General features: G+C 64.4%; 28 protein-coding genes. 14 read left to right on the forward strand and 14 right to left on the reverse strand.

Going from position 1 to position 26,605, the window contains the following annotated elements:
• The first annotated feature begins 71 nt into the window (after window positions 1-71).
• The 6 genes from MAFF_RS13175 to MAFF_RS13200 all read left to right on the forward strand — a co-directional run bounded on the left by MAFF_RS13175 (window position 72) and on the right by MAFF_RS13200 (window position 4,431).
• Window positions 72-887: an SDR family oxidoreductase gene (locus MAFF_RS13175; RefSeq protein WP_010911412.1), complete on the forward strand. Its 816-nt coding sequence runs from the start codon at window positions 72-74 to the stop codon at window positions 885-887.
• A gap of 39 nt (window positions 888-926) precedes the next feature.
• Window positions 927-1,412 (forward strand): MaoC family dehydratase, encoded by a 486-nt coding sequence (locus tag MAFF_RS13180; RefSeq protein ID WP_010911413.1) that lies wholly within the window; start codon window positions 927-929, stop codon window positions 1,410-1,412.
• The gene (locus MAFF_RS13185; RefSeq protein WP_010911414.1) at window positions 1,409-2,443 is read left to right on the forward strand and encodes a phosphotransferase family protein; all 1,035 of its coding nucleotides are present in this window, start codon (window positions 1,409-1,411) and stop codon (window positions 2,441-2,443) included. The genes MAFF_RS13180 and MAFF_RS13185 overlap by 4 nt, the downstream gene beginning before the upstream one ends.
• Before the next feature lie 12 nt (window positions 2,444-2,455).
• Window positions 2,456-3,232: an SDR family NAD(P)-dependent oxidoreductase gene (locus tag MAFF_RS13190; protein ID WP_010911415.1), complete on the forward strand. Its 777-nt coding sequence runs from the start codon at window positions 2,456-2,458 to the stop codon at window positions 3,230-3,232.
• A gap of 115 nt (window positions 3,233-3,347) precedes the next feature.
• Window positions 3,348-3,992 (forward strand): TetR/AcrR family transcriptional regulator, encoded by a 645-nt coding sequence (locus MAFF_RS13195; RefSeq protein ID WP_010911416.1) that lies wholly within the window; start codon window positions 3,348-3,350, stop codon window positions 3,990-3,992.
• Between the two features lie 190 nt (window positions 3,993-4,182).
• Complete coding sequence (locus MAFF_RS13200; protein WP_010911417.1) at window positions 4,183-4,431, forward strand: DUF680 domain-containing protein; 249 nt, start codon at window positions 4,183-4,185, stop codon at window positions 4,429-4,431.
• 49 nt (window positions 4,432-4,480) lie between these two features.
• Here the strand turns inward: MAFF_RS13200 and MAFF_RS13205 are convergent, their stop codons facing one another.
• From MAFF_RS13205 to MAFF_RS13240, 8 genes are all read right to left on the reverse strand, one after another.
• Entirely contained in the window at window positions 4,481-5,530 is a 1,050-nt protein-coding gene (locus tag MAFF_RS13205) for a Gfo/Idh/MocA family protein (RefSeq protein ID WP_010911418.1), read from the reverse strand.
• Window positions 5,531-5,546: 16 nt separating this feature from the next.
• Complete coding sequence (locus tag MAFF_RS13210) at window positions 5,547-6,332, reverse strand: ThuA domain-containing protein (RefSeq protein WP_010911419.1); 786 nt, start codon at window positions 6,330-6,332, stop codon at window positions 5,547-5,549.
• Between the two features lie 77 nt (window positions 6,333-6,409).
• Window positions 6,410-6,640: a hypothetical protein gene (locus tag MAFF_RS13215; protein ID WP_080511854.1), complete on the reverse strand. Its 231-nt coding sequence runs from the start codon at window positions 6,638-6,640 to the stop codon at window positions 6,410-6,412.
• A 59-nt stretch (window positions 6,641-6,699) separates the two neighbouring features.
• Window positions 6,700-7,284 carry a sarcosine oxidase subunit gamma gene (locus MAFF_RS13220; protein ID WP_010911421.1) on the reverse strand — a complete coding sequence of 195 codons (585 nt, stop codon included), beginning with the start codon at window positions 7,282-7,284 and terminating at the stop codon, window positions 6,700-6,702.
• A complete protein-coding gene (locus tag MAFF_RS13225) occupies window positions 7,277-10,270 on the reverse strand; it encodes a sarcosine oxidase subunit alpha (RefSeq protein WP_010911422.1) in 2,994 nt (997 codons plus the stop codon). Before MAFF_RS13225 ends, MAFF_RS13220 begins: the two co-directional genes overlap by 8 nt.
• Complete coding sequence (locus MAFF_RS13230; RefSeq protein WP_010911423.1) at window positions 10,267-10,563, reverse strand: sarcosine oxidase subunit delta; 297 nt, start codon at window positions 10,561-10,563, stop codon at window positions 10,267-10,269. Before MAFF_RS13230 ends, MAFF_RS13225 begins: the two co-directional genes overlap by 4 nt.
• A gap of 11 nt (window positions 10,564-10,574) precedes the next feature.
• Entirely contained in the window at window positions 10,575-10,997 is a 423-nt protein-coding gene (locus tag MAFF_RS13235) for a hypothetical protein (RefSeq protein ID WP_010911424.1), read from the reverse strand.
• Complete coding sequence (locus MAFF_RS13240) at window positions 10,997-12,250, reverse strand: sarcosine oxidase subunit beta (protein ID WP_010911425.1); 1,254 nt, start codon at window positions 12,248-12,250, stop codon at window positions 10,997-10,999. Before MAFF_RS13240 ends, MAFF_RS13235 begins: the two co-directional genes overlap by 1 nt.
• A gap of 215 nt (window positions 12,251-12,465) precedes the next feature.
• Here MAFF_RS13240 and MAFF_RS13245 point away from each other — a divergent pair, with 215 nt between their 5' ends.
• From MAFF_RS13245 to MAFF_RS13280, 8 genes are all read left to right on the forward strand, one after another.
• A complete protein-coding gene (locus tag MAFF_RS13245) occupies window positions 12,466-12,834 on the forward strand; it encodes a DUF2568 domain-containing protein (protein WP_010911426.1) in 369 nt (122 codons plus the stop codon).
• 109 nt (window positions 12,835-12,943) lie between these two features.
• Window positions 12,944-13,714, forward strand: coding sequence for an SDR family oxidoreductase (locus tag MAFF_RS13250; protein ID WP_044550890.1), 771 nt, complete (start codon window positions 12,944-12,946; stop codon window positions 13,712-13,714).
• Window positions 13,715-13,824: 110 nt separating this feature from the next.
• Window positions 13,825-14,211: an SET domain-containing protein gene (locus MAFF_RS13255; protein WP_010911428.1), complete on the forward strand. Its 387-nt coding sequence runs from the start codon at window positions 13,825-13,827 to the stop codon at window positions 14,209-14,211.
• A gap of 176 nt (window positions 14,212-14,387) precedes the next feature.
• Window positions 14,388-14,654, forward strand: a complete 267-nt coding sequence (gene rpsU / locus MAFF_RS13260) for a 30S ribosomal protein S21 (RefSeq protein WP_010911429.1) — start codon at window positions 14,388-14,390, stop codon at window positions 14,652-14,654.
• Window positions 14,655-14,797: 143 nt separating this feature from the next.
• The gene (locus MAFF_RS13265) at window positions 14,798-15,640 is read left to right on the forward strand and encodes a tetratricopeptide repeat protein (RefSeq protein WP_010911430.1); all 843 of its coding nucleotides are present in this window, start codon (window positions 14,798-14,800) and stop codon (window positions 15,638-15,640) included.
• Window positions 15,641-15,848: 208 nt separating this feature from the next.
• A complete protein-coding gene (locus MAFF_RS13270) occupies window positions 15,849-16,325 on the forward strand; it encodes a DUF992 domain-containing protein (protein ID WP_010911431.1) in 477 nt (158 codons plus the stop codon).
• A gap of 87 nt (window positions 16,326-16,412) precedes the next feature.
• The gene (locus MAFF_RS13275; protein WP_032931626.1) at window positions 16,413-16,898 is read left to right on the forward strand and encodes a DUF992 domain-containing protein; all 486 of its coding nucleotides are present in this window, start codon (window positions 16,413-16,415) and stop codon (window positions 16,896-16,898) included.
• Window positions 16,899-17,079: 181 nt separating this feature from the next.
• On the forward strand, window positions 17,080-18,516 hold the full coding sequence (locus MAFF_RS13280; RefSeq protein ID WP_010911433.1) for an MFS transporter: 1,437 nt from the start codon (window positions 17,080-17,082) through the stop codon (window positions 18,514-18,516).
• A gap of 23 nt (window positions 18,517-18,539) precedes the next feature.
• Here MAFF_RS13280 and MAFF_RS13285 read toward each other — a convergent pair whose 3' ends face one another.
• From MAFF_RS13285 to kdpA, 6 genes are read right to left on the reverse strand one after another with little or no spacing between them, the layout of a single operon-like run.
• Window positions 18,540-19,229 (reverse strand): response regulator transcription factor, encoded by a 690-nt coding sequence (locus MAFF_RS13285; protein ID WP_010911434.1) that lies wholly within the window; start codon window positions 19,227-19,229, stop codon window positions 18,540-18,542.
• On the reverse strand, window positions 19,226-21,949 hold the full coding sequence (locus MAFF_RS13290) for a sensor histidine kinase (RefSeq protein WP_010911435.1): 2,724 nt from the start codon (window positions 21,947-21,949) through the stop codon (window positions 19,226-19,228). The genes MAFF_RS13285 and MAFF_RS13290 overlap by 4 nt, the downstream gene beginning before the upstream one ends.
• 57 nt (window positions 21,950-22,006) lie before the next feature.
• Window positions 22,007-22,570 (reverse strand): potassium-transporting ATPase subunit KdpC, encoded by a 564-nt coding sequence (gene kdpC / locus MAFF_RS13295; RefSeq protein WP_010911436.1) that lies wholly within the window; start codon window positions 22,568-22,570, stop codon window positions 22,007-22,009.
• Window positions 22,571-22,581: 11 nt separating this feature from the next.
• Window positions 22,582-24,675: a potassium-transporting ATPase subunit KdpB gene (gene kdpB / locus MAFF_RS13300; RefSeq protein ID WP_010911437.1), complete on the reverse strand. Its 2,094-nt coding sequence runs from the start codon at window positions 24,673-24,675 to the stop codon at window positions 22,582-22,584.
• Window positions 24,672-24,905 carry a hypothetical protein gene (locus MAFF_RS13305; RefSeq protein WP_080511855.1) on the reverse strand — a complete coding sequence of 78 codons (234 nt, stop codon included), beginning with the start codon at window positions 24,903-24,905 and terminating at the stop codon, window positions 24,672-24,674. The genes kdpB and MAFF_RS13305 overlap by 4 nt, the downstream gene beginning before the upstream one ends.
• Window positions 24,889-26,592, reverse strand: a complete 1,704-nt coding sequence (gene kdpA / locus MAFF_RS13310; RefSeq protein ID WP_010911438.1) for a potassium-transporting ATPase subunit KdpA — start codon at window positions 26,590-26,592, stop codon at window positions 24,889-24,891. Before kdpA ends, MAFF_RS13305 begins: the two co-directional genes overlap by 17 nt.
• Window positions 26,593-26,605: the final 13 nt, after the last annotated feature.

The raw sequence follows: 26,605 nt of genomic DNA on the forward strand, positions 1-26,605 counted from the left end.
AAGGATGACCGTACTTCGGATAGCCTTGTCAACGCGAACTCTTTGCCCAGGGCAAGGCGCGGAGGATTGGAATGGCCTATCTGGACGAGCTGTTTTCGGTGGCCGGCAAGACCGCGCTGGTGACGGGCGCGGCGACCGGTATCGGCCGCATGGCGGCGGCAGCGCTGGTCAAGGCCGGCGCCAGCGTCATGATCGCTTCGCGCAAGGGCGAGGATTGCATCAAGGTCGCCAATGCGTTCAACGGGCTCGGCGCCCCTGGCCGGGCCGAGGGCTTTGCCGGCGACGTCTCCAGCGAGGCCGGCATCGCGGCACTCGTCGCCGAGGTCAAGGCGCGGACCGGCAAACTCGGCATCCTGATCAACAATGCCGGCGTTTCCTGGGGCGCGCCGCTGGAGAGTTTTCCCTATTCGGCATGGGCCAAGGTGCTCGGCGTCAATGTCACAGCCGTCTTCCACCTGACCCGCGAATTGCTGCCGCTGCTTGAAGCCGCGGCAAGCGACGCCGATCCGGCCCGGGTGATCAATCTGGGTTCGGTGATGGGGACGCAGCCATTGGCCGACGACGCCTATTCCTACACGGCCTCCAAGGCCGCGGTGCATCATCTGACGCGCACGCTCGCGCTCGAATTCGCCGCCCGCCGCATCACCGTCAACGCCTTTGCCCCCGGCCCTTTCCAAAGCCGCATGACGGCCTTTGCCACGGGTACGGATGAACAGGCCAAACATGTCGGCGGCCATGTTCCGATCGGCCGTATCGGCGCACCGGATGACATTGCCGGCGCAACGCTCTATTTGTGCAGCCGTGCAGGCAGCTATGTCACCGGCGCCATCCTGCCGATAGACGGCGGACAGTCGGTGCAGCATGGCTTGACCTTGTTCAAGGAATGACATTTTCCGGCCGTAGAAGCCGGAGGTGAACTGGAGGACATGAGCGTGGAACCGATCAGTCTCGATGTGCTTCTGGCCAGTGTCGGCAAGGAGGTTGGCGTTTCGCCGTGGCGGGTGGTGACGCAGCGCATGATCGACCAGTTCGCCGACGCCACCGACGACCACCAGTTCATCCACTGCGATCCCGAGCGGGCCAAGCGCGAGACGCCGTTTGGCGGCACCATCGCACATGGTTTCCTGTCGCTGTCGCTGCTCTCGGCAATGACCTTCGAGACCATGCCGCCGCTGGAAAACAGCAAGATGGGCGTCAACCACGGCTTCGATTCGCTGCGCTTCCTGGCCCCGGTGAAGACCGGCGCGCGCATCCGCACCCGTTTCGTGTTGGCCGATGTCAAGGTGAGACCCTCGGGCTGGGTGCAGACGGCGCACGACGTGACGATCGAGATCGAGGGCTCGAAGAAACCGGCCCTGACTGCCCGCTGGCTGACGCTGACGCTGATCGAACGCCAGCCCGAGACCGCATGAACGACCCCAACGCGCTCGACCAGGCAGCGCTTGCGCCTTACCTCGAGGCGGAAATCCCCGGGTTTTCCGGGCTTGCTTCCATCGAAAAATTCAAATCCGGCCAGTCCAACCCGACCTATCTCATCACGGCGGCCAGCGGTCGCTATGTGCTGCGCGCCAAGCCACCCGGGCAATTGCTGAAATCGGCGCATCAGGTCGACCGCGAATTCCGCGTAATGAAGGCGCTTGCCGGCAACGCCGTTCCGGTGCCCGAAATGCTGCACCTGTCGGCCGAGGACTCGCCGATCGGCCGCATGTTCTATGTCATGGATTTCCTCGACGGCCGTATCTTCTGGGATCCGGCATTGCCCGAGGCACGTGACAACGATGAACGCGCCGCCATCTACGACGCCATGAACGGCACGCTCGCGGCCCTGCACGATGTCGACGTCGACGCGGTGGGTCTTTCCGATTTCGGCCGGCCAGGCAACTATTTCGAACGGCAGCTGGCACGCTGGACCAGCCAGTATCGTGCTTCGGAAACCGGCGCCATTGCCGACATGGACCGACTGATCGCCTGGCTGGAAACGCACCGGCCCGCCGATGATGGCCTGATATCGCTGGTGCATGGCGACTACCGGCTGGACAATCTGATCTTCGCGCCAGACCAGCCAAAGGTCATCGCGGTGCTCGACTGGGAACTGTCGACATCGGGCCATCCCTTCGCCGACATCGCCTATCAATGCATGCAATGGCGCCTGCCGCATGCTTCCGGCTTTCGTGGCCTCGGCGGCATCGACCGCGCCGCGCTCGGCCTGCCTTCCGAGGAAGACTATGTCGCTGCCTATTGCCGGCGGCGCGGGCTCGGCGGCATCGGCAACTGGACGTTCTTCCTTGCCTTCTCCTTCTTCCGCTTGGCGGCGATCTGCCAGGGCGTCTACAAGCGCGCGCTGGACGGCAATGCCTCCAATCCCGAAAAGGCCAGGACCTATGGCGAGGCGGTGAAACTGCTTTCGCACCTCGCCGCCAGACTGATCGACACGCGGACATGACGGGGAGCCATAATGGGCCGCTTTGACGGAGCAACCGTGCTGATCACAGGTGCCGCCGGGGGGCTCGGCCGGGGTGCCGCGAAAGGCTTTGCCAGCGAGGGCGCGCGGCTGGTGCTGTCGGACATCGACGAAAAGGCGCTCGCCGATCTTGCCGCAACGCTGCCGGCCGAAACGGCGATCCTGGCCGGCAACGTAGCCGACGAAAAACTGTCCGAGGATCTGGTCAGGCTGGCGGTCGAAAAATTCGGCCGGCTGGATGTCACCGTCAACAATGCCGGCATCGTCCAGAGTTTCGTGCGCCTGCCGCAGGTTCCTTCGGACGAGGCGCGCCGCGTGCTTGAGATCGACCTGCTTGGCGTCTTCTATGCCATGAAGCACCAGATCCCGCAGATGGAGCGGCAGTTCAGGGCTACGGCCAAGGGCGGCGCCATCGTCAACATCGCCTCGGTTGCCGGACTGGTCGGCGCGCCGAAACTCTCGGTTTATGCCGCCGCCAAGCATGGCGTCGTCGGGCTGACCAAATCGGCGGCCGCCGAATATGCAACCAAGGGTGTGCGCATCAACGCCATCTGTCCGGCTCACACCAGGACGGCAATGGTGGACAGTTTCGTGCGCGCCTCCGGTGCGCCGGAGGCAGAGGCGTTGGCCGAACTGACACGCGGTGTGCCGATGAAACGCGTGGCGGAAGTCGACGAAATCACCACCGCCATCCTGTTCGCCGCCGACCCGGCCAACTCCTTCATGACCGGCCATGCGCTGGCCGTCGACGGCGGCGTCGGCGCCATCTGACCGCCGCGATCCTACCATGCCGTTTGGGAACTTCCCGTGCCCTTGTCCGTTTCCGTACAGCGTATATAATTTAGCCAGATACAACCACCCCCGTCACCCACCGAAAGGCACGGGCTTGCCGCCGAGCGTCCAGAAACGCCGCGAAAAACAGAAGGCCGAACTGCGTTCCGAGCTGGTCGCGGCCGCGCATAAGCTCGTCCAGGAAGAAGGTTATGAGGGCCTGACCATCCGCAAGCTGGCCAAGCGGGTCGGCTATGCGCCGATGTCGGTCTATTCTTATTTTGCCGACAAGCAGGACATCCTGTTCGCGCTGGCCGAAGACGCTTTCGAAACGCTTGCCCGCCGGATCGAAGAGCATCCGTCCGACGATCCGGTCGAGGCCTTGCAGGCGGTGATGACCGAATATGCCGCCTTCGGCCTCGGCAATCCCAATGAGTACCGCACCGTCTTCATGACCGAGAAGACCAGGCCGCCGGAAGGCCAGAGTTTTCAAGAAATGCACGAAGCCAACCCGGCGATGAAAGCGCTGATCACCCGCGTCGAGGCCTGCGTCGCCGCCGGAAAATTGCACGGCGATCCGCGCGCCATAGCCACCATGCTGTGGGCGGTCGGCCACGGCACAATCTCGCTGCTGATCACCTTTCCGTTCTACCCCTTCGGCGACCCGAATGCTTTCGTGAAACGTATGTGCGATTTTACGCTTGCCACACTCAGCACGCAGACGGTGCCGCCGCTGACCGACACACCGGTCAACTCCTGAACGCCAACTCCTTTTCGTTCACATGCCCCTCGCTACCTTCCCCCGGCCAAATCTGGGGCGAATTTCTTGGTTAACAAAAATCTACCGTACGCGTACGATTTCGGCTTGAACTTCGCGATTGGCGGACGTATTTGTACGTAGCACCGTACATGTACGGAAAGAATTCACCCGTCGAAAACGGAGACTGACGATGAAAAAGACACTCCTCACCCTCGCCGCCGTGCTGGCACTTTCCGGTTCGGCCTTCGCCGCAAGCGCCACCCAGCCGGTCAAGCATCAGCCGGCCGCTGCCTGCGTCGACACCAAGACCCATGTGAAGCTCGATTGCGCCTCAACCGGCTCGGTCGAGAAGAAGGGCACCACGGAAAACACCGCTGAAGGCAAAGGCCCGCGCCTTGGCATCAGCATCAATCCGTGGATCGTGCCGAGCGCACTCTAGGAAATTCAGAAAGCCAGTTCTGGCCGGCAGGAGCCGGCCAGGTGAGATGTCAGCCCATCGAGATCGGCAGCCTGCTCGCCGAACTCTCGAAGGCAGCGTCGATCAGCTTCTGCATGTCGGCGGCACGCCGGAAGGACGGATCGCCATTCTGCCCGGCATCCAGCGCGTCGACAAAACGCCGGGCGTTGCGCTTGACATCCGGCAGGGCCAGCTCTCGCCAGAGCTGAACATCGACGTCCTCTCCCAGGCACGCCGACAGCCGCGCTGCCTTGCCATCGGTTTCGACCTTGAGCGCGCCCTTGGTGCCATGCAGCGCCAGCGACAGGTCATTGCCATGGCCGGTTGTGTAGCGGCTCGCCATGATCGTCGCCAGCGCGCCGGATGCCAGCCGTGCCGTCATCGCCACACTGTCATTGGCGTCCAGCACATAGTCGCCGATCCGGTTGCCTTCGGCCTTCGGGAACGTCACCAGATCGGCGTGCAGGCCGACAATATCCTGGGCGGCGCCATAGGTGGCGAAGTCCAGGATATGGATGCCGACATCGCCCAGAACCCCGGTCGACCCGTGCCGGGTCGACAATCGCCACAGCCATTTGTCCTCGACGCGCCAGTCACCCCAGGACTTGCTGACCAGCCAGCTCTGCTTGTAGCTCGCCTCGACATGGCGCAATTCGCCGATCGCTCCCGCCAACACCAGACGCCGTGCTTCCTGGATCGCCGGTGAATTGCGGTAGGTGAGATTGACCATGTTGACGAGGCCGGCGGCCTCGGCGGCCTCGGTCATGGCAAGCGCATCGGCATGGTTCGGTGCCAGCGGCTTTTCGCAAAAGACATGTTTTCCCGCAGCCAGCAGCGCCAGCGTCGTCGCCTTGTGCACTCCGTCCGGAGTGGCGTTGATGGCGGCGTCGAAATCGCCCCAGGCGATCGCCGCTTCAAGGCTCTCGAAGGAAGCGCCGATCTCGTTGGCAGCGGCAAACGCCGCCGCGCGGCCAGGCAGTTGATCGACACAGGCGACAATGCTGCAGCCAGGAACCTTTGCGAACTCTTCGATATGATGTCCGGCGATCCAGCCGGTGCCGAGCAAGAGCAGGCGATGCATCAGATCAGGTCCCCCATCAACTCAACCCCTTGTCGCCATCGGCATGTAGGCGCAGGCCCTTCTGAACGATCTTTTCCTTGGCCTTGTCCGTCGGCACGTTCGGCGCATTGGTGATGCCCGACCATGCGGGCGCGGGATTGAGCGCCCAGTGCACGGCATTGCGCAGCACCTGCTGCACACCCTCATTGTGATAGATCGGATAGGTCTCGTGGCCGGGCGAGAAATAGAAGATGCGGCCCGCGCCGCGCTGGTAGGTCAGCCCCGAGCGGAACACCTCGCCGCCCTCGTACCAGGAGACGAACACCGTCTCCATCGGCTCCGGCACCGCGAAGGGCTCGCCATACATTTCCGTCTCGCCGATCTCCAGGCATTCGCCGATGCCTTGCGCGATCGGGTGGCCGCGGTTGATCGCCCAGACCCGCTCGCGCTCGCCCGCCTCGCGCCACTTTAGCGAGCAGGGCGTGCCCATCAGCCGCTTGAAGATCTTCGAGTAGTGGCCGGAATGCAGCACGATCAGCCCCATGCCTTCCCAGACCCGCTTCTGCACGCGCTCGACGATCTCGTCCTTGACCTCGCCGTGTGCGGCGTGGCCCCACCACAAAAGCACGTCGGTGGCGGCCAGGCGCTTCTCGCTCAGGCCGTGCTCGGGTTCCTGCAAGGTGGCGGTGGTCGCCTCGATGCCCTTGTCCTGGTTGAGCGCGGCCGCGATCGTACCATGCATGGTCAAGGGATAGAGGTCGCGGACGGCGGCATTGGTCTGTTCATGGACATTCTCGCCCCAGACAACAGCTTTTATCGGCATTTTTCCTCCTCCAAAGCGCTTTGAATACCCCAACTGGCGATAGCTTGGAAAGATGTCTTCGACCAAATTGCGGAAAATCAGGGCTTGCGGGATTTTCGCCCGGGCACGGTCTTGGCCTTGCCGGGCTTGGCCGGCGCGCCGGGGATCGCCGAACTGGTGATCGACACAGGATCGCTGGCCGGGAACGTGTCCTCCAGGCCTTCCTCAAGTTCCTCTTCGGCGCTCGACGCTTCGTGTTGCTCGTGCTCGAGCGAGCGGACGGCCGAGGTCTTTTTGAGTGGCAACTTCGGCGCGGACTTCGACGGCATCGACACTTCTCCCTCGACCTGTTGCCGCACAACGAACGTGGGCGGCAAAACGTTCCGGGTCAGCCAGCCGCGTCGCGGGCTCCCTCGGACAGGAAAGTAAAGACATAGTCCGAGAACGAACGCCAGCACTCGACCCGGAAGGCGTCGTCAGCCGTGCGCAACAGCACGATCTCGGCCTTGCCGAGGATGGTGCGCGAAGCCGCGCCCACCGGGAAGGCGTCGAGCGACAGGTCCTGCGGGCAGCCCGAATTGATCGTGGCTTCGGCCGCCGGACCGGTGACGGAGATCGCGATGTTACGATGCGAGATGCCGACGGCCGAATGCAGCGCGGTAACCTCTGCGCAATCGGCGAGCGGATCGTTTCCGCCCTCGTCGATGACAAGCCACTCGTCGGGGCCGAGCCACAGAGCAGTACGCCCTCCCTTCGACGCCGAAGTCTTCGGCTTGTTCGGCAAGGCCAGGCGAAGCGCCTTGGAAAGCGCCGTTACCGAAGCCTCCGGCGCGCGCAGCGAGATGCGCTCGGCTGGCGGCAGCACTTCAACCTTCACGCTGGTCGCCGTCGTACTGCGTCCAGCCAATGCCGGACGGCGGTCGACCGAAGGCGATGCGGCCGTTTCCGTCTTCTTTGCAGCAGCCTTAGCCATTGAGGCGGCCTCCCGTCTCGTCGAAGAACACCATGCCGGTAACCTCCACTTCGATCACTCCGTCCGGCATCGGCACATAGAGCGTGTCGCCCATCCGGTCGCGGCCGCCGGCGACTAGCGCCAACGCGATCGAACGGCCACAATTCTGCGACCAGTAGCTGGACGTCACGTGGCCGATCATCTTCATCGGGATTGCCTGCTTCGGATCCTCGACGATCTGCGCGCCTTCCTCCAGCACCACCTTGGGATCCCTGGTCTTAAGACCGACCAGTTGCTTGCGGCCCTTGGCGACCAGGTCCGACCGCGCCATGCCGCGGATGCCGACGAAGTCGGTCTTCTTCTTGCCAACCGCCCAGTCGAGACCGGCGTCGTTTGGCGTCACCGTGCCGTCCGTATCCTGGCCGACGATGATGTAGCCCTTTTCGGCGCGCAGCACGTGCATGGACTCCGTGCCATAGGCGGTGGCGCCATGCTTCTGTCCTTCGGCCCACAGCGCTTCCCAGACGGCCTGGCCGTAATCGGCCGGCACGTTGACCTCGAATCCCCGCTCGCCGGTGAACGACATGCGGAACAGCCTTGTCGGCACGCCGCAGATCTTGCCTTCGCGCACCGACATATGCGGCAGCGCCTCGTCGGACATGTCGATGCCTTCGACCAGCGGCGCGATGATATCGCGCGATTTCGGCCCCTGCACGGCGATGACCGCCCACTGCTCGGTGATCGAGGTCAGCCAGACATTCAGATGCGGGAACTCGGTCTGGAGATAGTCTTCCATATGGTTCATGACACGCGGCGCGCCGCCCGTCGTCGTCGTCACATGGAAGCGGTCCGGCGCCAGCCGGCCGACGACGCCGTCATCATAGATGAAGCCGTCTTCGCGCAGCATGATGCCGTAGCGGCAGCGGCCGGGCTCCAGCTTCTCCCACGGATTGGTGTAGAGCAGTTCCATGAACTTGGCCGCATCCGGCCCGACCACCTCGATCTTGCCGAGCGTCGAGGCATCGAACAGGCCAGCTGTCGTACGGACCGCGACGCATTCGCGGTCGACCGCGGCATGCATATCCTCGCCGGCTTTCGGGAAGTACCAGGCGCGCTTCCACTGGCCGACATCCTCGAAGACCGCGCCTTGCACTTCGGCCCACGGATGCGTCGCCGTCTTGCGCGTCGGGTCGAACAGCGGCCCGCGCGCATGGCTGACGATCGCCCCGAAGGTGACCGGCGTATAGGGCGCGCGGAAGGTCGTCAGGCCGACCTCGGGGATCGGCTTGCCCAGCGTTTCCGCGGCAATCGCCAGGCCGTGCATGTTGGAGGTCTTGCCCTGGTCGGTCGCCATGCCGTTGGTGGTGAAGCGCTTGACGTGCTCGATCGAGCGCATGCCTTCATGCACCGCCTGGCGGATATCCTTGGCGGTGACGTCGTTCTGGAAATCGACGAAGGCCTTCACGGTGGTGTCCGGGCCGGCGCCGGGCGCGGCGCCCAGCATGCCGCGCGACCAGCTTTCTGAGGCATCGACCTTCGGCTTCACACCCTTGGCAGTCTTCGCGCCGGAATCCTTGGCTGCCTTGGCGCCAGCCGCATAGGCTTCGTCCACTGTCGCCGCCAGCCCGTCGGTGCCGTTGCAGGCGCCCACCGAAACGCAATCCTGCGCATAGGTGCCGGGCACGAAGCGCTTGGTCTCGTCATTGAAGGCGACCTTGCCGCGCGACTGCGAGAACAGATGCACCGACGGTGTCCAGCCGGCCGACATCAGGATCGCGTCGACGGAAATGGTGCGCTCGCCGCCACCATTCTTCGGCTGCACGGTCATCGAGGACACGCGCAATTTGCCGCCGGCGCGGATCACCGCGCGGCCGAAATTGATTTCGATGCCGAGCGCCCGCGCCTCGTCGATCACCGGACCGGTCGGGTTGTCGCGCAGATCAACGATCGCCTCGATGTTGACGCCGGCCTTCTTCAGGTCGATCGCCGCGGCATAGGCCGAGTCATTGGCGGTGTAGACGCCGACATTCCTGCCGACCGCGACGCCATAATGGTTGAGGAAGGTACGCGCCGCGCCCGCCAGCATGATGCCCGGCCGATCATTGTTGGCGAACACCATGTGGCGCTCGATGGCGCCGGAGGCCAGCACCACGCGCTTGGCGCGTACTTGCCAAAGCCGCTCGCGCGGCAAGTCGTGGCCGGGGGCCTTCAAATGGTCGCTGACGCGCTCGACCAGGCCAACGAAATTCTGCGCGTAATAGCCGAAGGCCGTGGTGCGCGAGAGCACACGGACATTGTCCATGGCTGTGAGCTTCGCGATCGCCGCTTGCGCCCAGACGAAACCATCCTGGCCGTCGATTTTCGCCCCCGTCTCGAAACGCAAGCTGCCGCCGAACTCGGCCTGCTCGTCGGCGAGGATGACGCGCACGCCGCTCTCGGCCGCCGCCAATGCCGCCGCGATGCCGGCGGCACCGCCGCCCAGCACCAGCACGTCGCAATGCGCGTAGCGCGACGAATAATGGTCGGGATCGGGCTTGTCGGGCGAAACGCCAAGGCCGGCGGCTTCACGGATCTTCGGCTCGTAAAGGCTCTTCCAGGCTGCCTTCGGCCACATGAAGGTCTTGTAGTAGAAGCCGGCCGAAAACATCGGCGATGCCAGGTCGTTGACCGCGCCGACGTCGAAGGACAGCGACGGCCAGCGGTTCTGCGAATTGGCGGCGAGCCCGTCATAGAGCTCCTGCACGGTGGCGCGCACATTCGGTGTCTTGCGCGCGTCGTCACGCACGATCTGCACCAGCGCATTGGGTTCTTCCGCGCCCGCCGACAGGAAGCCGCGCGGCCGGTGGTACTTGAAGGAACGGCCGACCAGATGCACGCCATTGGCAAGCAGTGCGGAGGCCAGCGTGTCGCCCTCGATGCCGGTATAGGACTGGCCGTCGAAGCTGAACCGCGCGGTCTTGGCCTGGCTGAGGCGACCGGCTCTCGGGATGCGGAACGCGCCGCTCATTTGGCAACTCCCGGCAGCTTGGCGGGTTTGGGTTCGCCGGCCTTGTAGGTCATGACGAACTTGTCGGTGACGGTGTCGCGCACCGCATTGAAGAAGCGCGCGCAGCCATGCATGTGCCGCCAGCGCTCATAGATGGTGCCCTTGGGATTGGAGCGGATGAAGAAGAACTTTTCGAAGTCGTCGTCGCTCTCGCCCGCAATGTTGGCCGAGCGCGCAATATGCGCCTCGCCGGCGTTGCGGAATTCGAGCTCCGGGCGCTCTTCCTCGCAATAGGGGCAGCGGATGAGAAGCATTCTGTTTGTTCCTACAATTCGCCGTGGCCGACGCGGGCGCCGGGGGGTTGGTCGCAAAGCTTCTGGCCCATGGTCACAAACGGCGCAACGAGCCGCAGCCGCTCCTCGACGCCAGCGGAATCGCGAAACAAGGCGCGGTTGGCCATGTTGCCGAGCGTCAACTGCATCGGGTCGGTCGTGACGATGACGCCACGCGGTTTGAAATCCTCATCTTCGTCCTGGCCTTTCGGCCGGCTTTCGAAGAACATCACAACCTTCTGGCCGCCGCCCCACACGCAGGCGAGCATTCCCTCGTCGACCGAAAACGGCCATCCAGCCTCGTTGCCGGCGCGTGTGATCGGCTGCAGCCGCACCTCTTCAGCCGACGGCATGTGGAACATGCCTTGTTCCCCCGCCAGCATCAGCGGCATCGCGACAGCCATCTGCGCCATCATCAGTGCGCCACTGCCGCCGCCGCCGCCTCGTCGATCAGCCGGCCGGTGCGGAAGCGTTCGATGGTGAAGGGCGCGTTGATCGGATGCGGATCGTCCCTGGCGATGGTGTGGGCAAAGACATGGCCCGAACCCGGCGTCGCCTTGAAGCCGCCCGTACCCCAGCCGCAATTGACGTAGAGGCCGGGCACCGGCGTCTTGGCCAGGATCGGCGAGCGGTCGGGCGTCACGTCGACGATGCCGCCCCAGGAGCGCAGCATCTTCATGCGCGTGAAGATCGGGAACATCTCGCAGATGGCGTCCAGCGTATGCTGCAGAATGTGCAAGCCACCGGTCTGCGAATAGGAGACATACTGATCGGTGCCGGCGCCGATCACCAGCTCGCCCTTGTCGGACTGCGAGATATAGGCGTGCACCGTGTTGGACATGACCACACATGGCACCACCGGCTTGACCGGCTCCGACACCAGCGCCTGCAGCGGATAGCTTTCCAGCGGCATGCGCACGCCGGCCATGTTCATGATGACCGAGGAATGGCCGGCGGCAACCACGCCGACCTTCTTGGCGCCGATGAAGCCGCGCGTCGTGTCGACGCCCATGACCGCACCATTGGCCGCCCGCTTGACGCCGGTGACCTCGCAATTCTGGATGATGTGGACGCCGCGCGCCGAGGCGCCGCGCGCATAGCCCCAGGCCACAGCATCGTGGCGCGCCGTGCCGCCGCGGCGCTGCAGCGCCGCACCGACGACGGGATAGCGTGCATCCCTGGAGACGTTGAGCGGCGGGCAGAATTCTTTGGCCTGCTCCGGCGACAGCCATTCATTGTCGATGCCGTTCAGCCGGTTGGCGTGGACATGGCGCTTCAGCACCTGGATGTCATGCACATTGTGGGCAAGCATCATGACGCCGCGCGCCGAATACATGACGTTGTAATTGAGCTCCTGGGAGAGCCCATCCCACAGCTTCAGCGCATGGTCGTAAATGCCGGCGCTCTCGTCATAGAGATAGTTGGAGCGGATGATGGTGGTGTTGCGGCCGGTGTTGCCGCCGCCCAGCCAGCCCTTTTCCAGCACCGCGACATTGGTGATGCCATGCACCGTGGCAAGATAATAGGCGGTGGCCAGGCCATGGCCACCGGCGCCGACGATGATGACGTCGTATTCCTTCTTGGGCTCAGGCGAGGACCATTGTTCCTCCCAGCCCTTGTGGCCGCGCATGGCCTCGCGGGCGATGGCGAATACCGAATATTTTTTCAACGTCCCAGCCTCGCGCCAACAGATCTCGCGGATTGCAGCCGGGCTTTTGTTCGGCCCGGCGCGCGAGGTGTATCACTAGCGAAACAGCGCTTCCACCCTTGCGCTGTTTGCGACGGCGCTTGCCGTTTTGCGCCACGACGAAAAAGACCCACGTCGGCTGGCTGCCGTGGTTACATTCAGCCACATTGTCCGTCGCGCGATTCTGGAGGACGGAAATGGGTAATGCCTGGTGGAATCTGACACTGCGCTTCCTGCTGGAGCTTGCCGCCCTGCTCGGTCTCGGCATTGCCGGCTGGCACTTCTCCGAAGGGTGGTGGCGCTGGGTCCTCGCCTTGGCCTTGCCGCTCGTCGCGGCCGTGCTGTGGGGCACTTTCGCGGTGCTCAACGACCCAAGCCGGTCGGGCCGCGCACCGGTGCCGGTTCCGGGTACGGTGCGGCTGGCGCTCGAACTGGTCATCCTGTTCGGCGGCGCTGCCGGATTCTATGCCGCGGGTCACACGACCGCGGGCATCGTCATGGCGCTGCTCATCGCCATCAGCTACGCATTTTCGCTCGACCGGCTGGGTTGGCTGCTGAAGCAATAGTTCAGGACGACGCGGCCTTCGCAGGTATCGGGTGGTTCCTCGCCGCTCCATCTGCGACCAAGCATCCCGATTGCCGGCGAGACCGGCGCGAAAAACAGGGATGCAAAAAATGCTCGCACTCGCCAACAAGATCGCCATCGTCACCGGCGCCAGTTCCGGCATCGGCCGCGCCACGGCGAAACTCTTCGCCGAGGAAGGGGCCAGGGTCGTCGTCGCCGCCCGCCGTCAGGCCGAACTCGATACGCTTGTCGCCGAGATATCGGACGCGGAAGGCACGGCCGTCGCGCTTGCCGGCGACGTCAGGGACGAAGCCTATGCGAAGGCCCTTGTCGATCTGGCGGTCGAAAGCTTCGGCGGCCTCGACGTCGCCTTCAACAATGCCGGCGCCGTCGGCCAGATGGGGCCGATCTCAGGCCTGTCACTGGAGGGATGGCGCGAAACCCTCGACACCAACCTCACCAGTGCGTTTCTCGGCGCGAAATACCAGGTGCCGGCGATGATCGAGCGAGGCGGCGGCTCCCTGATCTTCACTTCCACCTTCGTCGGCCACACCATCGGCATGCCAGGCATGACCAGCTATGCCGCAAGCAAGGCCGGCCTGATCGGGTTGACGCAGGTGCTGGCCGCAGAACACGGCCCCCAGGGCGTGCGGGTCAACGCGCTGCTGCCCGGCGGCACTGACACACCTGCAAGCATCACCAACGCGCCGGATGCCGGACCGGAAGTGCTGGCTTTTGTCCAAGCCCTGCATGCGCTGAAGCGCATGGCGCAGCCGGAGGAGATTGCCCGCTCGGCGCTTTATCTCGCCTCCGATGCCTCGAGCTTCACAACGGGAACCGCGCTGTTCGCCGATGGCGGCGTCTCGATCAACCGGACGTGAAGGTTTTTTGCGGCGAACAGACCGGTTCGCCGCTTTGACGCAGGCAGCCGGTCTTGCTTTTTCCGCGCGATTTGGCGATTCCGTTCCCTGTCGAAACGGGTCCCGAAACCATGATGCTGATCCGAACCTATGTGGCCGCGAGCGCGATCGAGGGCGTTGGCATGTTCGCCGCCGAGCCGATCCGGAAAGGCGCCTCGATCTGGCGGCTTAACCCGGATTTCGACCGGCTGATCCCGATGGACGAATACGAGGCCGCACCCCAGCCTCTGAAGGAATTGCTCGACCGTTATGCCTATCCGAGCCCGGATAGGCCGGGCTTCATGGTCTATGAGGTCGACAATGGCCGCTTCATGAACCATTCGGCGACGCCGAATACCGACTTTTCGCAATATGGCGGCGCGACAGCGACCCGCGACATCGCCGCCGGCGAAGAGATCACTTGTGACTACGGCGAATTCTTCGAGGATTTCGAGCGGCTGCACCTGGCCACGGCGTAGTTGGCGCCCTATGTCGGAGCGACAGTGGCAATTTGGCTGTTGTCTTGCATTTCGACTGTGGACAGCGCGGCCTGATTCTGCTATCAGCCGCCACAATTCGTGGTGTCGACCGCCGCGGAGGCTAGTGGCTATGGCTACTTGCCTGTTGATATCAAACCCGAAAGACAGGATTGCCCGTGCAGGTACTCGTCCGCGACAATAACGTTGATCAGGCGCTTCGCGCGCTCAAGAAGAAGATGCAGCGCGAAGGCATTTTCCGCGAAATGAAGATGCGCGGTCACTACGAGAAGCCGTCCGAGAAGCGCGCCCGCGAAAAGGCCGAGGCCGTGCGCCGCGCCCGCAAGTTGGCCCGCAAGCGCGCCCAGCGCGAAGGCCTGCTGCCGATGACGCCGCGTCCGGTGGCTGCCGGTGGTGCTGCTGGCGCAGCGCGTCCGCCGCGCTGATATCGCCAATATTTCGTCCTTTTCGAAGGATACCAAGGTGGCGCGATGCGGAATCGCCGCCACCTTTTTATTTTGATTGTGACCCGGCCCGGAGGGGGGATCCGGACCTGAGCGACGCGGCTTGAAGTGAGGACAGGGCAGACATGAACGCAATGAGCGTGGAGCGCGGGACCGCATTGCGTGGTTTCGCCCTGACGGCAGCCCTGCTTTCCGGATTGTTGCTGGCCGGCTGCCAGACATCAGGCCCGACCGGCGAGTTCAACAACATCGACAAGGCGCAGGGGTCGAGCGAGAACATTTCCTCGCTGTCCGCAGTCATCCAGCGCAATCCCCAGGATCCCGAAGGCTACAATGTGCGCGGCTCGGCCTATGGCCGCGGCGGCCAGTATCAGGCGGCGCTCAAGGACTTCAACCAGGCCATCCAGCTCAATCCGAATTTCTACCAGGCCTATTCCAACCGCGCGCTCATCCAGCGCTTCCTCGGCAATCAGGCGGCCGCGCTCGGCGACTATAACAAGTCGATCCAGATCAACGGCAATTATGACGCCGCCTATATCGGCCGCGGCAATCTCTACCGCAAGGCGGGCCGCACCCAGGACGCCTTCAACGACTTCCAGAAGGCGATCCAGCTCGACACGACGGACGCTCGCGCCTACCACAATCGCGGCCTGATCTATCAGAGCCAGGGCCAGCACAAATTCGCCATCGAGGATTTCTCGACCGCCATCTCGCTGGCGCCGGATGCAGCCGAGCCCTACAACGGCCGTGGCCTTTCCTATCTGGCGACGGGCGACGAGGACAACGCCTTCTCCGACTTCAACATGGCCATCAAGCTCGACGGCCAGAACGCTGAGGCCTGGGCCAATCAGGCGCTCATCTACGAGCGGCGCGGCGACAAGGCGAAGGCCGCGAAATCCTATAAGGAAGCCGTCCGCCTCAACCCCAATTACCAGCCTGCCAAGGACGGCCTCGCCCGCGTCAGCTGATATCAGCTTTAGCAGATCCGGCTAAGCATTGTGGGGACGTTGGCGTGTCCGAAAGGACACGCAGCGCCGAAGATCGCCACCGATCCGGCAACCGCGCGTTAACCCCTGCAGCAAGCCGTTAACCCTTGCCTTGTTCGCGCCAAGTTTTCAGCGGAACGGTCTGGTCACTCAAGCCGTTATTCCCAGCGATTTGCGAAAGGACCCTCCCATGATCAAGAAACTCGTCTGCGCCGCTGCCCTTGCAACGACCGTGTTCGCTGCCGCCCCGGCCAGCGCCGGCAGGCTGCAGCTCGGCACGCTCGACTGCACCATCGACGGCGGCACCGCCTACATCGTCGCCTCCAACAAGGGCGTGTCCTGCGTGTTCCGTCCCTACCACCATGGCCCGTCGGAGATTTACACCGGCGTCATCTCCAAGATCGGTGTCGATGTCGGCCAGACGCATCAGGGCCAGCTCGTCTGGGCGGTTCTTGCCGCGACCCGTGACCGCGACGCGGGCGACCTTGCCGGCAGCTACTATGGCGTCAACGCCGAGGCGAGCGTCGTCACCGGCGGCGGCGCCAACGTGCTGGTCGGCGGCTTCGACAGCGCCTTCGTGCTGCAGCCGCTCAGCGTCCAGGCGCAGACCGGCGTCAATCTCGCCGTGGCCGTGACCTCGCTTCAGCTGATCCATTCGCTGAAGTGATCGAACGGAGCCACGCTCTCCTCTCTACCTTGCGGCGCGGAACCATATAGGATGGTTCCGCGCCGTTTGATTTTTGAGGGGGACGCCATGCCGAAGACAGCCATCGCCGCTGCCATGATTGCACTCGTGCTCAGCGCGACACAGACGCAGGCGCAGGACCGAGGCATCGAAGTCGGTACCCTTGAATGCGCCATAGGCGGCGGCACCGGCTTCATCTTCGGCTCGACCAAGGATCTGAGCTGCACCTTCACCCCGACCGACAAGAGCTTCGCGCCGGAAGCCTATTTCGGCGCCGTCAACAAATACGGCCTCGATATCGGCACGACCAAGCAGGCGGTGATGCGCTGGCTGGTGCTGACGCCGCTGAAGAACATCTACGCGCCGGGTGCGTTGGCGGGCGACTATATCGGTGCCAGCGCCGAAGTGACGGCGGCCGTCGGCGCCGGCGCCAATCTCCTGGTCGGCGGCTCCTCGCAGGCTTTCACCCTCCAGCCGCTCAGCCTGCAGACGCAGACCGGCATCAATCTCGCCATCGGCGTCAGCCAGTTCCAGCTGCGCAGCACCGAGAATTGACCTCTTGAAAAAACCGCTTGAGCTCAACCGCGGTTGAGGTCCTACAAGCCCAGCCCGACCGGACCGGCACCCCGATGGGCACGCTATCCGGCGCTATTGCCGCGCATGGTCCTGCCGGAAAGCCTTGTTGGCTTCTGGTGCCGTGCGCCGGCATCGAGATATGCAGAAGCATGGGATGGACATGACTGAAATCAGCACAAACAGGGTCGACTGGCGGGCATTGTGGGCGAGCGGCGACCTGGCGCGCTTCTGCTTCATCAGCCTCGGCATCCTGCTGCACGCCACCAACGAGACGATGGTTGCGACCGTCATGCCGGCCATGGTCGGTGAACTGGCCGGGGTGCAACTCGTCGGCTGGTCATTGGCGATCTACGAGCTCGGCGCCATCGTCGCCGGTGCCGCCGCCGGGCGGCTGGTGAGCTATGTGGCGCTGCGCACCAATATGGTGGTCGCGGCCCTGCTCTACGCGGCCGGTGCGCTGATCTGCGCCACCTCGCCTTCCATGCAGTTGTTCCTCGCCGGCCGGCTGATCGAGGGACTGGGCGGTGGCGCGCTGGTGTCGCTCGCCTTCGTCTCGGTCGAGCGGCTGTTTTCGCGCGCCATCTGGCCGCAGCTCTTCGGCATCATGTCGGCGATCTGGGGCGTCGCGGCGTTCAGCGGCCCGTTGCTGGGCGCGCTCATGACCGAATTCCTGTCGTGGCGCTGGGCCTTCGGCGTCTTCACCCTCGGCGGCGCCACCATGGCGCTGGCCAGCTTCCTCGTGCTCAACACGCCGGAGGCGAAGAAACCCAGCACGAGCGCCGGCAGGACCCCGCCTTTCCCCTTCGCCGCCCTTGCCTGCCTTGCCGTCGCCGTGGTGCTGATCGCCTCGGCCGGCGTCGACATCGCCTTGCTGCGCTCTTCGCTGCTGATCGTGCTGGGCCTCGCCGGGCTCGCGCTGTTCTTCTATATCGACGCGCTAAGGCCGCGCTCGCGACTATTTCCGGCGCGGCTGTTTTCGTGGCGCACGCCGGTCGGCGCCGGGATGACAATGGTCGCCGCCTTTTCCGTCGCGACCTGTTCCTTCGGCGTCTACGGGCCGCTGCTTTTGACCAGCCTGCACGACATTCCGCTGCTGACCACCGGCTATATCATCGCCGCCGAATCGATCGCCTGGTCGATCCTGTCGATCCTCGTCGCCAACGCGCCGCCGCAACGTGAACGGCTGATCATTGTCACCGGTGCGCTCATGATCGCGGCGGGCATCGCCGGCTTTGCCTATACGATACCCCTGGGCTCCATCCCGCTGATCCTGATATGCGCCTTGCTCCAGGGCGGCGGCTTCGGCATTGCCTGGCCGTTCCTGACCCGCGTCATCGTCGCCTCCGCTCCGGATGACGAGCAGACCATTGCTTCCGCTGCGGTGCCGACCATGCAGCGCATCGGCTATGCCGTTGGTGCCGCCCTCGCCGGCATCGTCGCCAATGCCAGCGGTTTTTCGCAAGGGCTGAACCATGACGCGGCGGCCAATGTCGCGAGCTGGCTGTTCCTTGCCTTCGTCCCGCTTGGCATCCTCGGCTGTCTCGCCGCCTTGCGGACGTCGGCGGCCGCAAACCGGCCGCTGGAAGCCATCGGCTGACAAGAGTTCAATCGAGCGCTGTCTCAGTCGACACGCAGCCGATAGCCGACACCGGTCTCGGTAGTGATGTAGCGTGGCTGGTCGGGGGTCTTCTCGATCTTCTGCCGGAGCTGCCTGACATAGACCCGCAGATACTGCACGTCGGTCGAATCATCCCAGATCTGCTTCAGGATGAAATGGTGGGTCAGCACCTTGCCGGCATGCTGCACCAGGATGCGCAATATGTCGTATTCCTTCGGCGAGAGTTTTATCTCCTTGCCCTCGACCTTGACGATGCGCTTGACCAGATCGACGCTGAGATCGCCGCTCTGGAAGACAGGCTTTTCGCCCTGTTGCTGGAACTTGTGCCGCAACGCCACGCGGATGCGCGCCACCAGTTCGTTCATGCCGAACGGCTTGGTGACATAATCGTCGGCACCGAGCTCGAGCGCATTGACGATGCCGGCCTCGTCGGTGCGGCTGGAGAGGATGACGACGGGAATGTCGAGACCCTCGTCCCGCCATTTGCGCAGGAGCTCATGGCCGCCCATGCCCGGCAGGCCGAGATCGAGCAGCACCAGATCCGGCTTTTCCTGTTCCATCAGCTCGATCGCCACCTTGGCGTTCGGCGCCTCGCTGATCGCATAGCCCTGGCTGCCAAGGCCGACCCGAAGCAGCTTGCGGATCGGCGGCTCGTCATCGACAACCAATATCCTGACATTCGAGTTTGTCATGAAGGCCGATCCATGCTGGTCTCTTCGCCGCGATCGGGCGCTTCGGTCGGCACCGGCATCCTGATGGTGAACGCGGCACCGGGGCGGTCGGTCCGGTTGGCGGCCGAGATGGTGCCGCCCATCGATTCGACAAAGCCGCGGCAGATCGACAGGCCAAGGCCGGTGCCGGCGCGCACCTGATCGCCCTTGCGCACCCGGTAAAACGTGTCGAACACACGTTCCAAATCATGCGACGGAATGCCCGGCCCCTCATCCATGATCTGCACGATGACGGATCCATTATCGGCCCATCCCTGCAGGCGGATCGTCGAGCCGGGCGGCGAATATTTCGACGCATTGTCGAGAAGGTTGAACAGAACCTGCTCGAACAGCACGGGATCGAGCTTCAGCATCGGCAGGTCGGGCGGAATATCGACCTCGATCTTGTGTTCGCTGGTGATCTTGCGGGCGCGGTTGAGCGCCGTGCCGACAATATCGCCGACATAATGCAGAGCATAGTTCGGCTCCATTGCCCCGGACTCGATCTTGGTCATGTCGAGCAGATTGGCGATGAAGCGGTTCAGCCGTTCCGATTCGTCGATCACCGTCGACAAAAGCTCCGCCCGGTCCTGCTCGGGCAGATCCGGCGCGAATTCCTTGAGCGTGCCGGCCGCTCCCATGATGGCCGAGAGCGGCGTTTTCAGATCATGCGAAATCGAGGTCAGCAGGGCCGAGCGCAGCCGGTCGGCTTCGGCAGCAAGCTTGGCGCGGTCGACATCGGCGACCAATTGGATGCGCTCGATCGCCACCGCCGCCTGGTCGGCCAGCGCGTCGAGCAGACGCTGCTGCTCAGGCGTCAGCAGCGGGCCTTGCTTGTCATTGTCGAGGCCGATGACACCGATCGCCGTGCGCCCTGTCCGCAAAGGCAGGTAGAGACGCTTGGCGCCGGGCAGCGTATCGGCGCCGCGCCCGGCGGCGCGGTTGTGTTCCCAGGCCCAGCGGGCGGCGGCAATGTCGGCCTCGGCCAGCGTATCGTCGGGCGGATAGCCTGCCTTGACGGTGATGGTGCCGTCTTCGGGCAGAAGCAACACCACGCGCAGCTTCAGCATCGAGGCGATCTGGAAGGCGGTGGCCCACAGCACATCGTCGAGCGTGCCGGCGCCGGCGAGCTTCTTGGAGAAGAGATAGATGTCCTCGGTGGCCCGTGCCCGCGAGCGGGCGGCGACGGCCTGGCGCTGCATGCGCGCGGCGAGATTGCTGGCGATCACCGCCACGGCAAGGAAGACGGCGAGCGCCACGATGCTCTCGGGGTCCCGGATCGTCAGCGTGTAGCGCGGCTCGAGAAAGAAATAGTTGAAGGCAAGGGCGCTGAGGAAGCACGCATAGAGCGCCGGCCAAAGGCCGCCGGCCACCGCCGATGTCAGCACCGCCAGGAGGAAGACGATCGCCAGATTGCGAACGTCGAGAAACTGGTCGAGGACGGCGCTGAGGGCCAATGAGCCCGCGACATAGGTGGTGGCGAGCAGATAGGGCCAGATCTGGAACTGCTTCTGCTCGGCCGCCGCCTTGACCCTTCTCGAGGCCGCCTCGGCATCCCGCTCGGTTCCAGAAATGACGTGGACACTGATGTCGCCGGCATTGCGGATCAGATCATAGGTGAGCGAGCCCTCGATCAGTTCGCGCCAGCGCGATCGGGTCGGCCGGCCGACCACGATATGGGTGAAATTGTTCGCCGTCGCATGGCGCACAATGTCCTGCGCGACGCTCTGGCCGGGAATGGTCGTCACCTCGGCGCCGAGCTGCTCGGCAAGGCGCATCAGCGCGGCGAGCCGGTCCTTGTCTTCCTCGGACATGCCAGCCGAGCGCGGCGTATCGACATGCAGCGCCGTCCATGGCGCGCGAAGCCGGTCGGCCAGCCTGCGTGCGTAGCGGATGCGGGCCGCACCGCCTGGACGCGCGTCGACGCAGACGAGCACCCTCTCGCCCGCGGCCCATGGACCCTGGATAGCGTGGGACTGCATGTGATTGAGCAATTGCTCGTCGACACGCTGGGCGGTGCGGCGCAGCGCCAGTTCGCGCAGCGCCGTCAGATTGCCCGACGAGAAATAGTTCTCGATGGCGCGCTGCGCCGTGTTGGGGAAATAGACCTTTCCCTCTTCCAGCCGCTTGATCAGGTCGTCGGGCGTCAGGTCGATGATTTCGACGTCGTCGGCCTGGTCGATGATCGAATCGGGAACCGTCTCGCGCACCCTGACCCGCGTGATCTGCGCGACGACATCGTTCAGGCTTTCGACATGCTGGATGTTGAGCGTCGTGTAGACGTCGATGCCGCGCGCCAGGATCTCCTGGACGTCGAGATAACGCTTGGGGTGGCGGCTGCCGGGCGCGTTGGTGTGGGCGAGTTCGTCGACCAGGACCAGTGCGGGGCGCCGGGCAAGGATGGCGTCGATGTCCATCTCCTCGAGGACGCGCCCCTTGTAGTCGACCTTGCGGCGGGGGATGACCTCATAGCCCTCGACCAGCGCCTGTGTTTCCCGGCGGCCATGCGTCTCGACGACGCCGATCACCACGTCGATGCCGTCGGCCAGCCTGGCACGGCCCGACATCAGCATTTCGTAGGTCTTGCCGACACCGGGCGCGGCGCCGAGGAATATCCGCAAACGGCCGCGTCCCTCCCGCTCGGCATGCTCGAGCAGCGCGTCGGGGGAAGGTCGGTTTTCGTTGCTTCTGTCGTCCGGCATCGGGATCGATCATGGAGAGGTCCGGGGATGCTGTCGATCCCCGGCCCTCGCCATCACCTATTTGGCGGCGTCCAGCGCCAGGTTGAGCGCCAGCACGTTGACAACAGGCTCTCCCATGAAGCCGAGTTCCCTGCCCTCGACCTGGCCGTCGACAAGTGCCTTGACCTTGGCCTCGTCGATGCCCCTGGCCTTGGCGACGCGCGGAACCTGGAAATAGGCGGCCTCCGGGCTGATCTGCGGATCGAGACCGCTGCCCGACGTCGTCACCAGGTCCATCGGCACGGGCTGGTTCGGATTCTCCGCCTTCAGCTTCTCGGCACCGCCCTTGATGCGCTCGATCAGCTTCGGGTTGGTCGGGCCGAGATTGGAACCGCCGGAGGCGCCAGCGTCATAGCCGTTGCCGGCGGCCGAAGGCCTGCCATGGAAATACTTGTCGCTGGCGAAGGCCTGGCCGATCAGTTCGGAGCCGATGACCTTGCCGTCCTTCTCGATCAGGCTGCCATTGGCCTGACGTGGGAACAGCGCCTGCGCTATGCCGGTCATTCCCAGGGGATAGACCAGGCCGGTCAGCACGGTGAAGAAGACGATCATGACGATCGCGGGTCTGATTTGCTTGAGCATCGGAATGATCCTTATGCAAGGCCAAGGGCCGTGACGGCCATGTCGATTATCTTGATGCCGACGAACGGCACGATGATGCCACCCAGGCCGTAGACGAGTAGGTTGCGGCTGAGCAGCGCACCGGCGCCGATCGCCCGGTATTTGACGCCGCGCAGCGACAGCGGGATCAGCGCGATGATAATCAGCGCGTTGAAGATGATGGCCGACAGGATGGCGCTCTGCGGCGTCGCCAGATGCATGATGTTGAGCGCCTGCAGCGGACCGGTGGACTGGCCCGGCGCGACGTAGAAGACGGCGAACATGGCCGGGATGATGGCGAAATACTTGGCCACGTCATTGGCGATCGAGAAGGTGGTCAGCGAGCCGCGCGTCATCAGCAGCGCCTTGCCGATCTCGACGATCTCGATGAGCTTGGTCGGGTCGCTGTCGAGGTCAACCATGTTGCCGGCTTCACGCGCGGCGACCGTGCCGGTGTTCATGGCGACGCCGACATCGGCCTGCGCGAGCGCCGGCGCATCGTTGGTGCCGTCGCCGCACATGGCGACCAGCTTGCCCTTGGCCTGCTCGTCGCGGATCAGCTTGAGCTTGTCCTCGGGCGTGGCCTGGGCCAGGAAGTCGTCGACGCCAGCTTCCGCCGCGATGGCGGCCGCCGTCATCGGGTTGTCGCCGGTGATCATCACCGTGCGGATGCCCATCTTGCGCAGCTCGGCGAAACGCTCGCGGATGCCGCCCTTGACGATGTCCTTGAGGTGGACGACGCCGAGCAGCCGCCCGTCGCGCTCGACCGCCAGTGGCGTGCCGCCGGACTTGGCGACCTCGTCGGCGATCGCCTGCAGATCCCTTATCGTGTCGCTGTTCGGCCGCGTCGCGTGGCTGGCCACTGTCGACTGGTTGACATGGGCGAGCACCGAATCGACGGCGCCCTTGCGCACCGAGGAGCCGTCGATGTCGACGCCGCTCATGCGGGTCTGCGCGGTGAAAGGCACAAAGGTGGCGTGCAATGTCGCCATGTCGCGGGCGCGGATGCCGTATTTCTCCTTGGCCAGGACGACGATCGAACGGCCCTCCGGCGTTTCGTCGGCAAGCGAGGCGAGCTGCGCCGCGTCGGCCAGTTCCTGTTCGGTAACGCCCTTGACCGGCCGGAAATCGGTGGCCTGGCGGTTGCCGAGCGTGATGGTGCCGGTCTTGTCGAGCAGCAGCGTGTCGACGTCGCCGGCGGCCTCGACGGCACGGCCCGACATGGCCAGCACATTGAAGCGCACCAGGCGGTCCATGCCGGCGATGCCGATGGCCGACAGCAGCGCGCCGATGGTGGTCGGGATCAGGGTGACGAACAGGGCGACGAGTACGGTCACCGAGATGTAGCCGCCGGAATAGGACGCAAAGCTCGGAATGGTGGCCGTGGCCAGCACGAAGATCAGCGTCATGCCGACGAGCAGGATGTTAAGCGCGATCTCGTTCGGCGTCTTCTGGCGCTCGGCGCCCTCGACGAGCGAAATCATGCGGTCGAGGAAAGTGTGGCCGGCGGCGGCGGTGATGCGTACGCGGATCCAGTCGGACAGCACCTGCGTGCCGCCGGTCACCGCCGAGCGGTCGCCGCCGGATTCGCGGATCACCGGCGCGGATTCGCCTGTTATTGCCGCCTCGTTGACCGAAGCCACGCCCTCCACCACCTCGCCGTCGGACGGGATGATGTCGCCGGCTTCGACCAGGACGATGTCGCCGACCTTCAGGCTGGTGCCGGGCACGAGCTTGAACTTGCTCCTGTCCTCGCCGGCCAGGAGCTTGGCCTGGGTCTCGGTGCGCGCCTTGCGCAGCGAATCCGCCTGCGCCTTGCCGCGCCCCTCGGCGACGGCCTCGGCGAAATTGGCGAACAGCACCGTGAACCACAGCCAGATGATGATCTGCAATGTGAAGCGCAGGTCGCCGCCGCCGGTGATGAGGTCCCTGAGGAACAGTACCGACGTCAGCGCCGAGACGATGGCGACGACGAACATCACCGGATTGCGGGCCAGCGTGCGCGGGTCGAGTTTGCGGAAGGCACCGCCAAAGGCGGGCCACAGGATGCGGGCATCCATGATCGCGCTTGATTTTAACTGGCTCATTTTGAAGCTCCGGCTTCAGAGTTGTTGGGCGGCACCGGGTGATTGGATGCCGAAAAGGGTGGGCCGTAGACCAGCAGCCAGATCACGATCATGACTGCCGCAATGCCCAGGAATGTGGACACGGTGGGGAAGGGAGGAGGCTTTGCCTCCCCCTCGTTGCCGGCCGGCGGCCGGGCCTTGCGACGCTTGCTGCTGAACAAGGGCATGGCGGCCTCAGAAGGTTTGCCCATGGATCATCGCCAGGTGCTCGATGATCGGCCCGACGGCGAGCGCCGGGAAGAAGGTCAGGCCACCGACGATCACGATGACGCCGATCAGCAGGCCGACGAACAGCGGCCCATCGGTCGGGAAGGTGCCGGCCGAAGCCGGCACGGTCTTCTTCGCCGCCAGCGAGCCGGCGATGGCGAGCGCCGGGATGATGACCAGGAAGCGGCCCATCAACATGCCGATGCCGATGGTGATGTTGTACCAGGGCGTATTGCCGCTGAGGCCGCCAAAGGCCGAACCGTTGTTCGCCGCCGCCGAAGTGTAGGCATAGAGCACCTCGGAGAAGCCATGCGGACCGCCATTGGCAATCGAGGCCACGGCGCTCGGCAGGACGACGGCGATCGCCGTGAAGATCAGCATGGCAAGCGGCAGGCACAGGATAGCCAGCATCGCCATCTTGACCTCCTTGGCCTCGATCTTCTTGCCGAGATATTCGGGCGTGCGGCCAACCATCAGGCCGGCGACGAAGACGGCGACGACGATGAACATCAGGATGCCGTAGAAGCCAGCGCCAACGCCGCCGACGATAACCTCGCCAAGCTGCATGTTGATCAGCGGGATCATGCCGCCGAGCGCGGTGAAGCTGTCATGCATGGCGTTGACCGCACCGCAGGAAGCGGCCGTCGTGATGACGGCGAACAGCGCCGACAGAGCGATGCCGAAGCGGGTTTCCTTGCCTTCCATGTTGCCGCCGTCGAGGCCCAGCGCATGGACCAGCGGATTGCCCGCGGCCTCCGCCCAGTAGCAGACGGCGACGCCGGCGATGAACAGCGCGCCCATCGATGCCAGGATCGCCCAGCCCTGGCGCTGGTTCCCGACCATGCGGCCGAAGACGTTGGTCAGCGCGGCACCCAGCGCGAAGATCGTCACCATCTGGATCAGGTTGGAGATAGCGTCGGGATTTTCGAACGGATGCGCGGCATTGGCATTGAAGAAGCCGCCGCCATTGGTGCCGAGCATCTTGATGGCCACCTGCGAGGCGACCGGGCCGAGCGCGATGGTCTGCTTGGCGCCTTCCAGCGTGGTGGCGTCGACATAAGGCCCAAGCGTCTGCGGTATGCCGAGCCAGACATAGACCAGGGTGAGCACGATACAGAGCGGCAGGAGCACGTAGAGCGTGCAGCGGGTCATATCGACCCAAAAATTGCCGATCGATTTGCCCGAGGCGCGGGCAAAACCGCGGATCAGTGCGATGGCGATGGCGATGCCGGTGGCCGCCGAAACGAAATTCTGGACGGTCAGCCCGGCCATCTGCAGGAGATAGGACATCGTGCTCTCGCCGCCGTAGTTCTGCCAGTTGGTGTTGGTCACGAAACTGGCGGCGGTGTTGAAGGCGAGCGCCGGGTCGACCGCGCCCATGCCGGCGGGATTGTAGGGCAGACTGCCCTGCAGGCGCTGCAGGGCATAAAGCACCAGGAACCCGGCAAGGTTGAACAGCAGCAAAGCCACCGCATAGGCGGTCCAGTGCTGTTCCTCGCGTTCACTGGTGCCGCAAATGCGGTAGAGCCCGCGCTCGAGCGGGCCGAAGATCGGTGAAAGCGGCGTGCGATCGCCGTTGAAGACGCGATGCATGTAGAAGCCCAGCGGCTTCGTCAGCAAACCGATGATCCCGCAGAAGACAAGGATCTGTATCCAACCGTTCAGTGTCATGGCTGTGGCTTTC

The organism is Mesorhizobium japonicum MAFF 303099 (assembly GCF_000009625.1).
Taxonomy (GTDB): domain Bacteria; phylum Pseudomonadota; class Alphaproteobacteria; order Rhizobiales; family Rhizobiaceae; genus Mesorhizobium; species Mesorhizobium japonicum.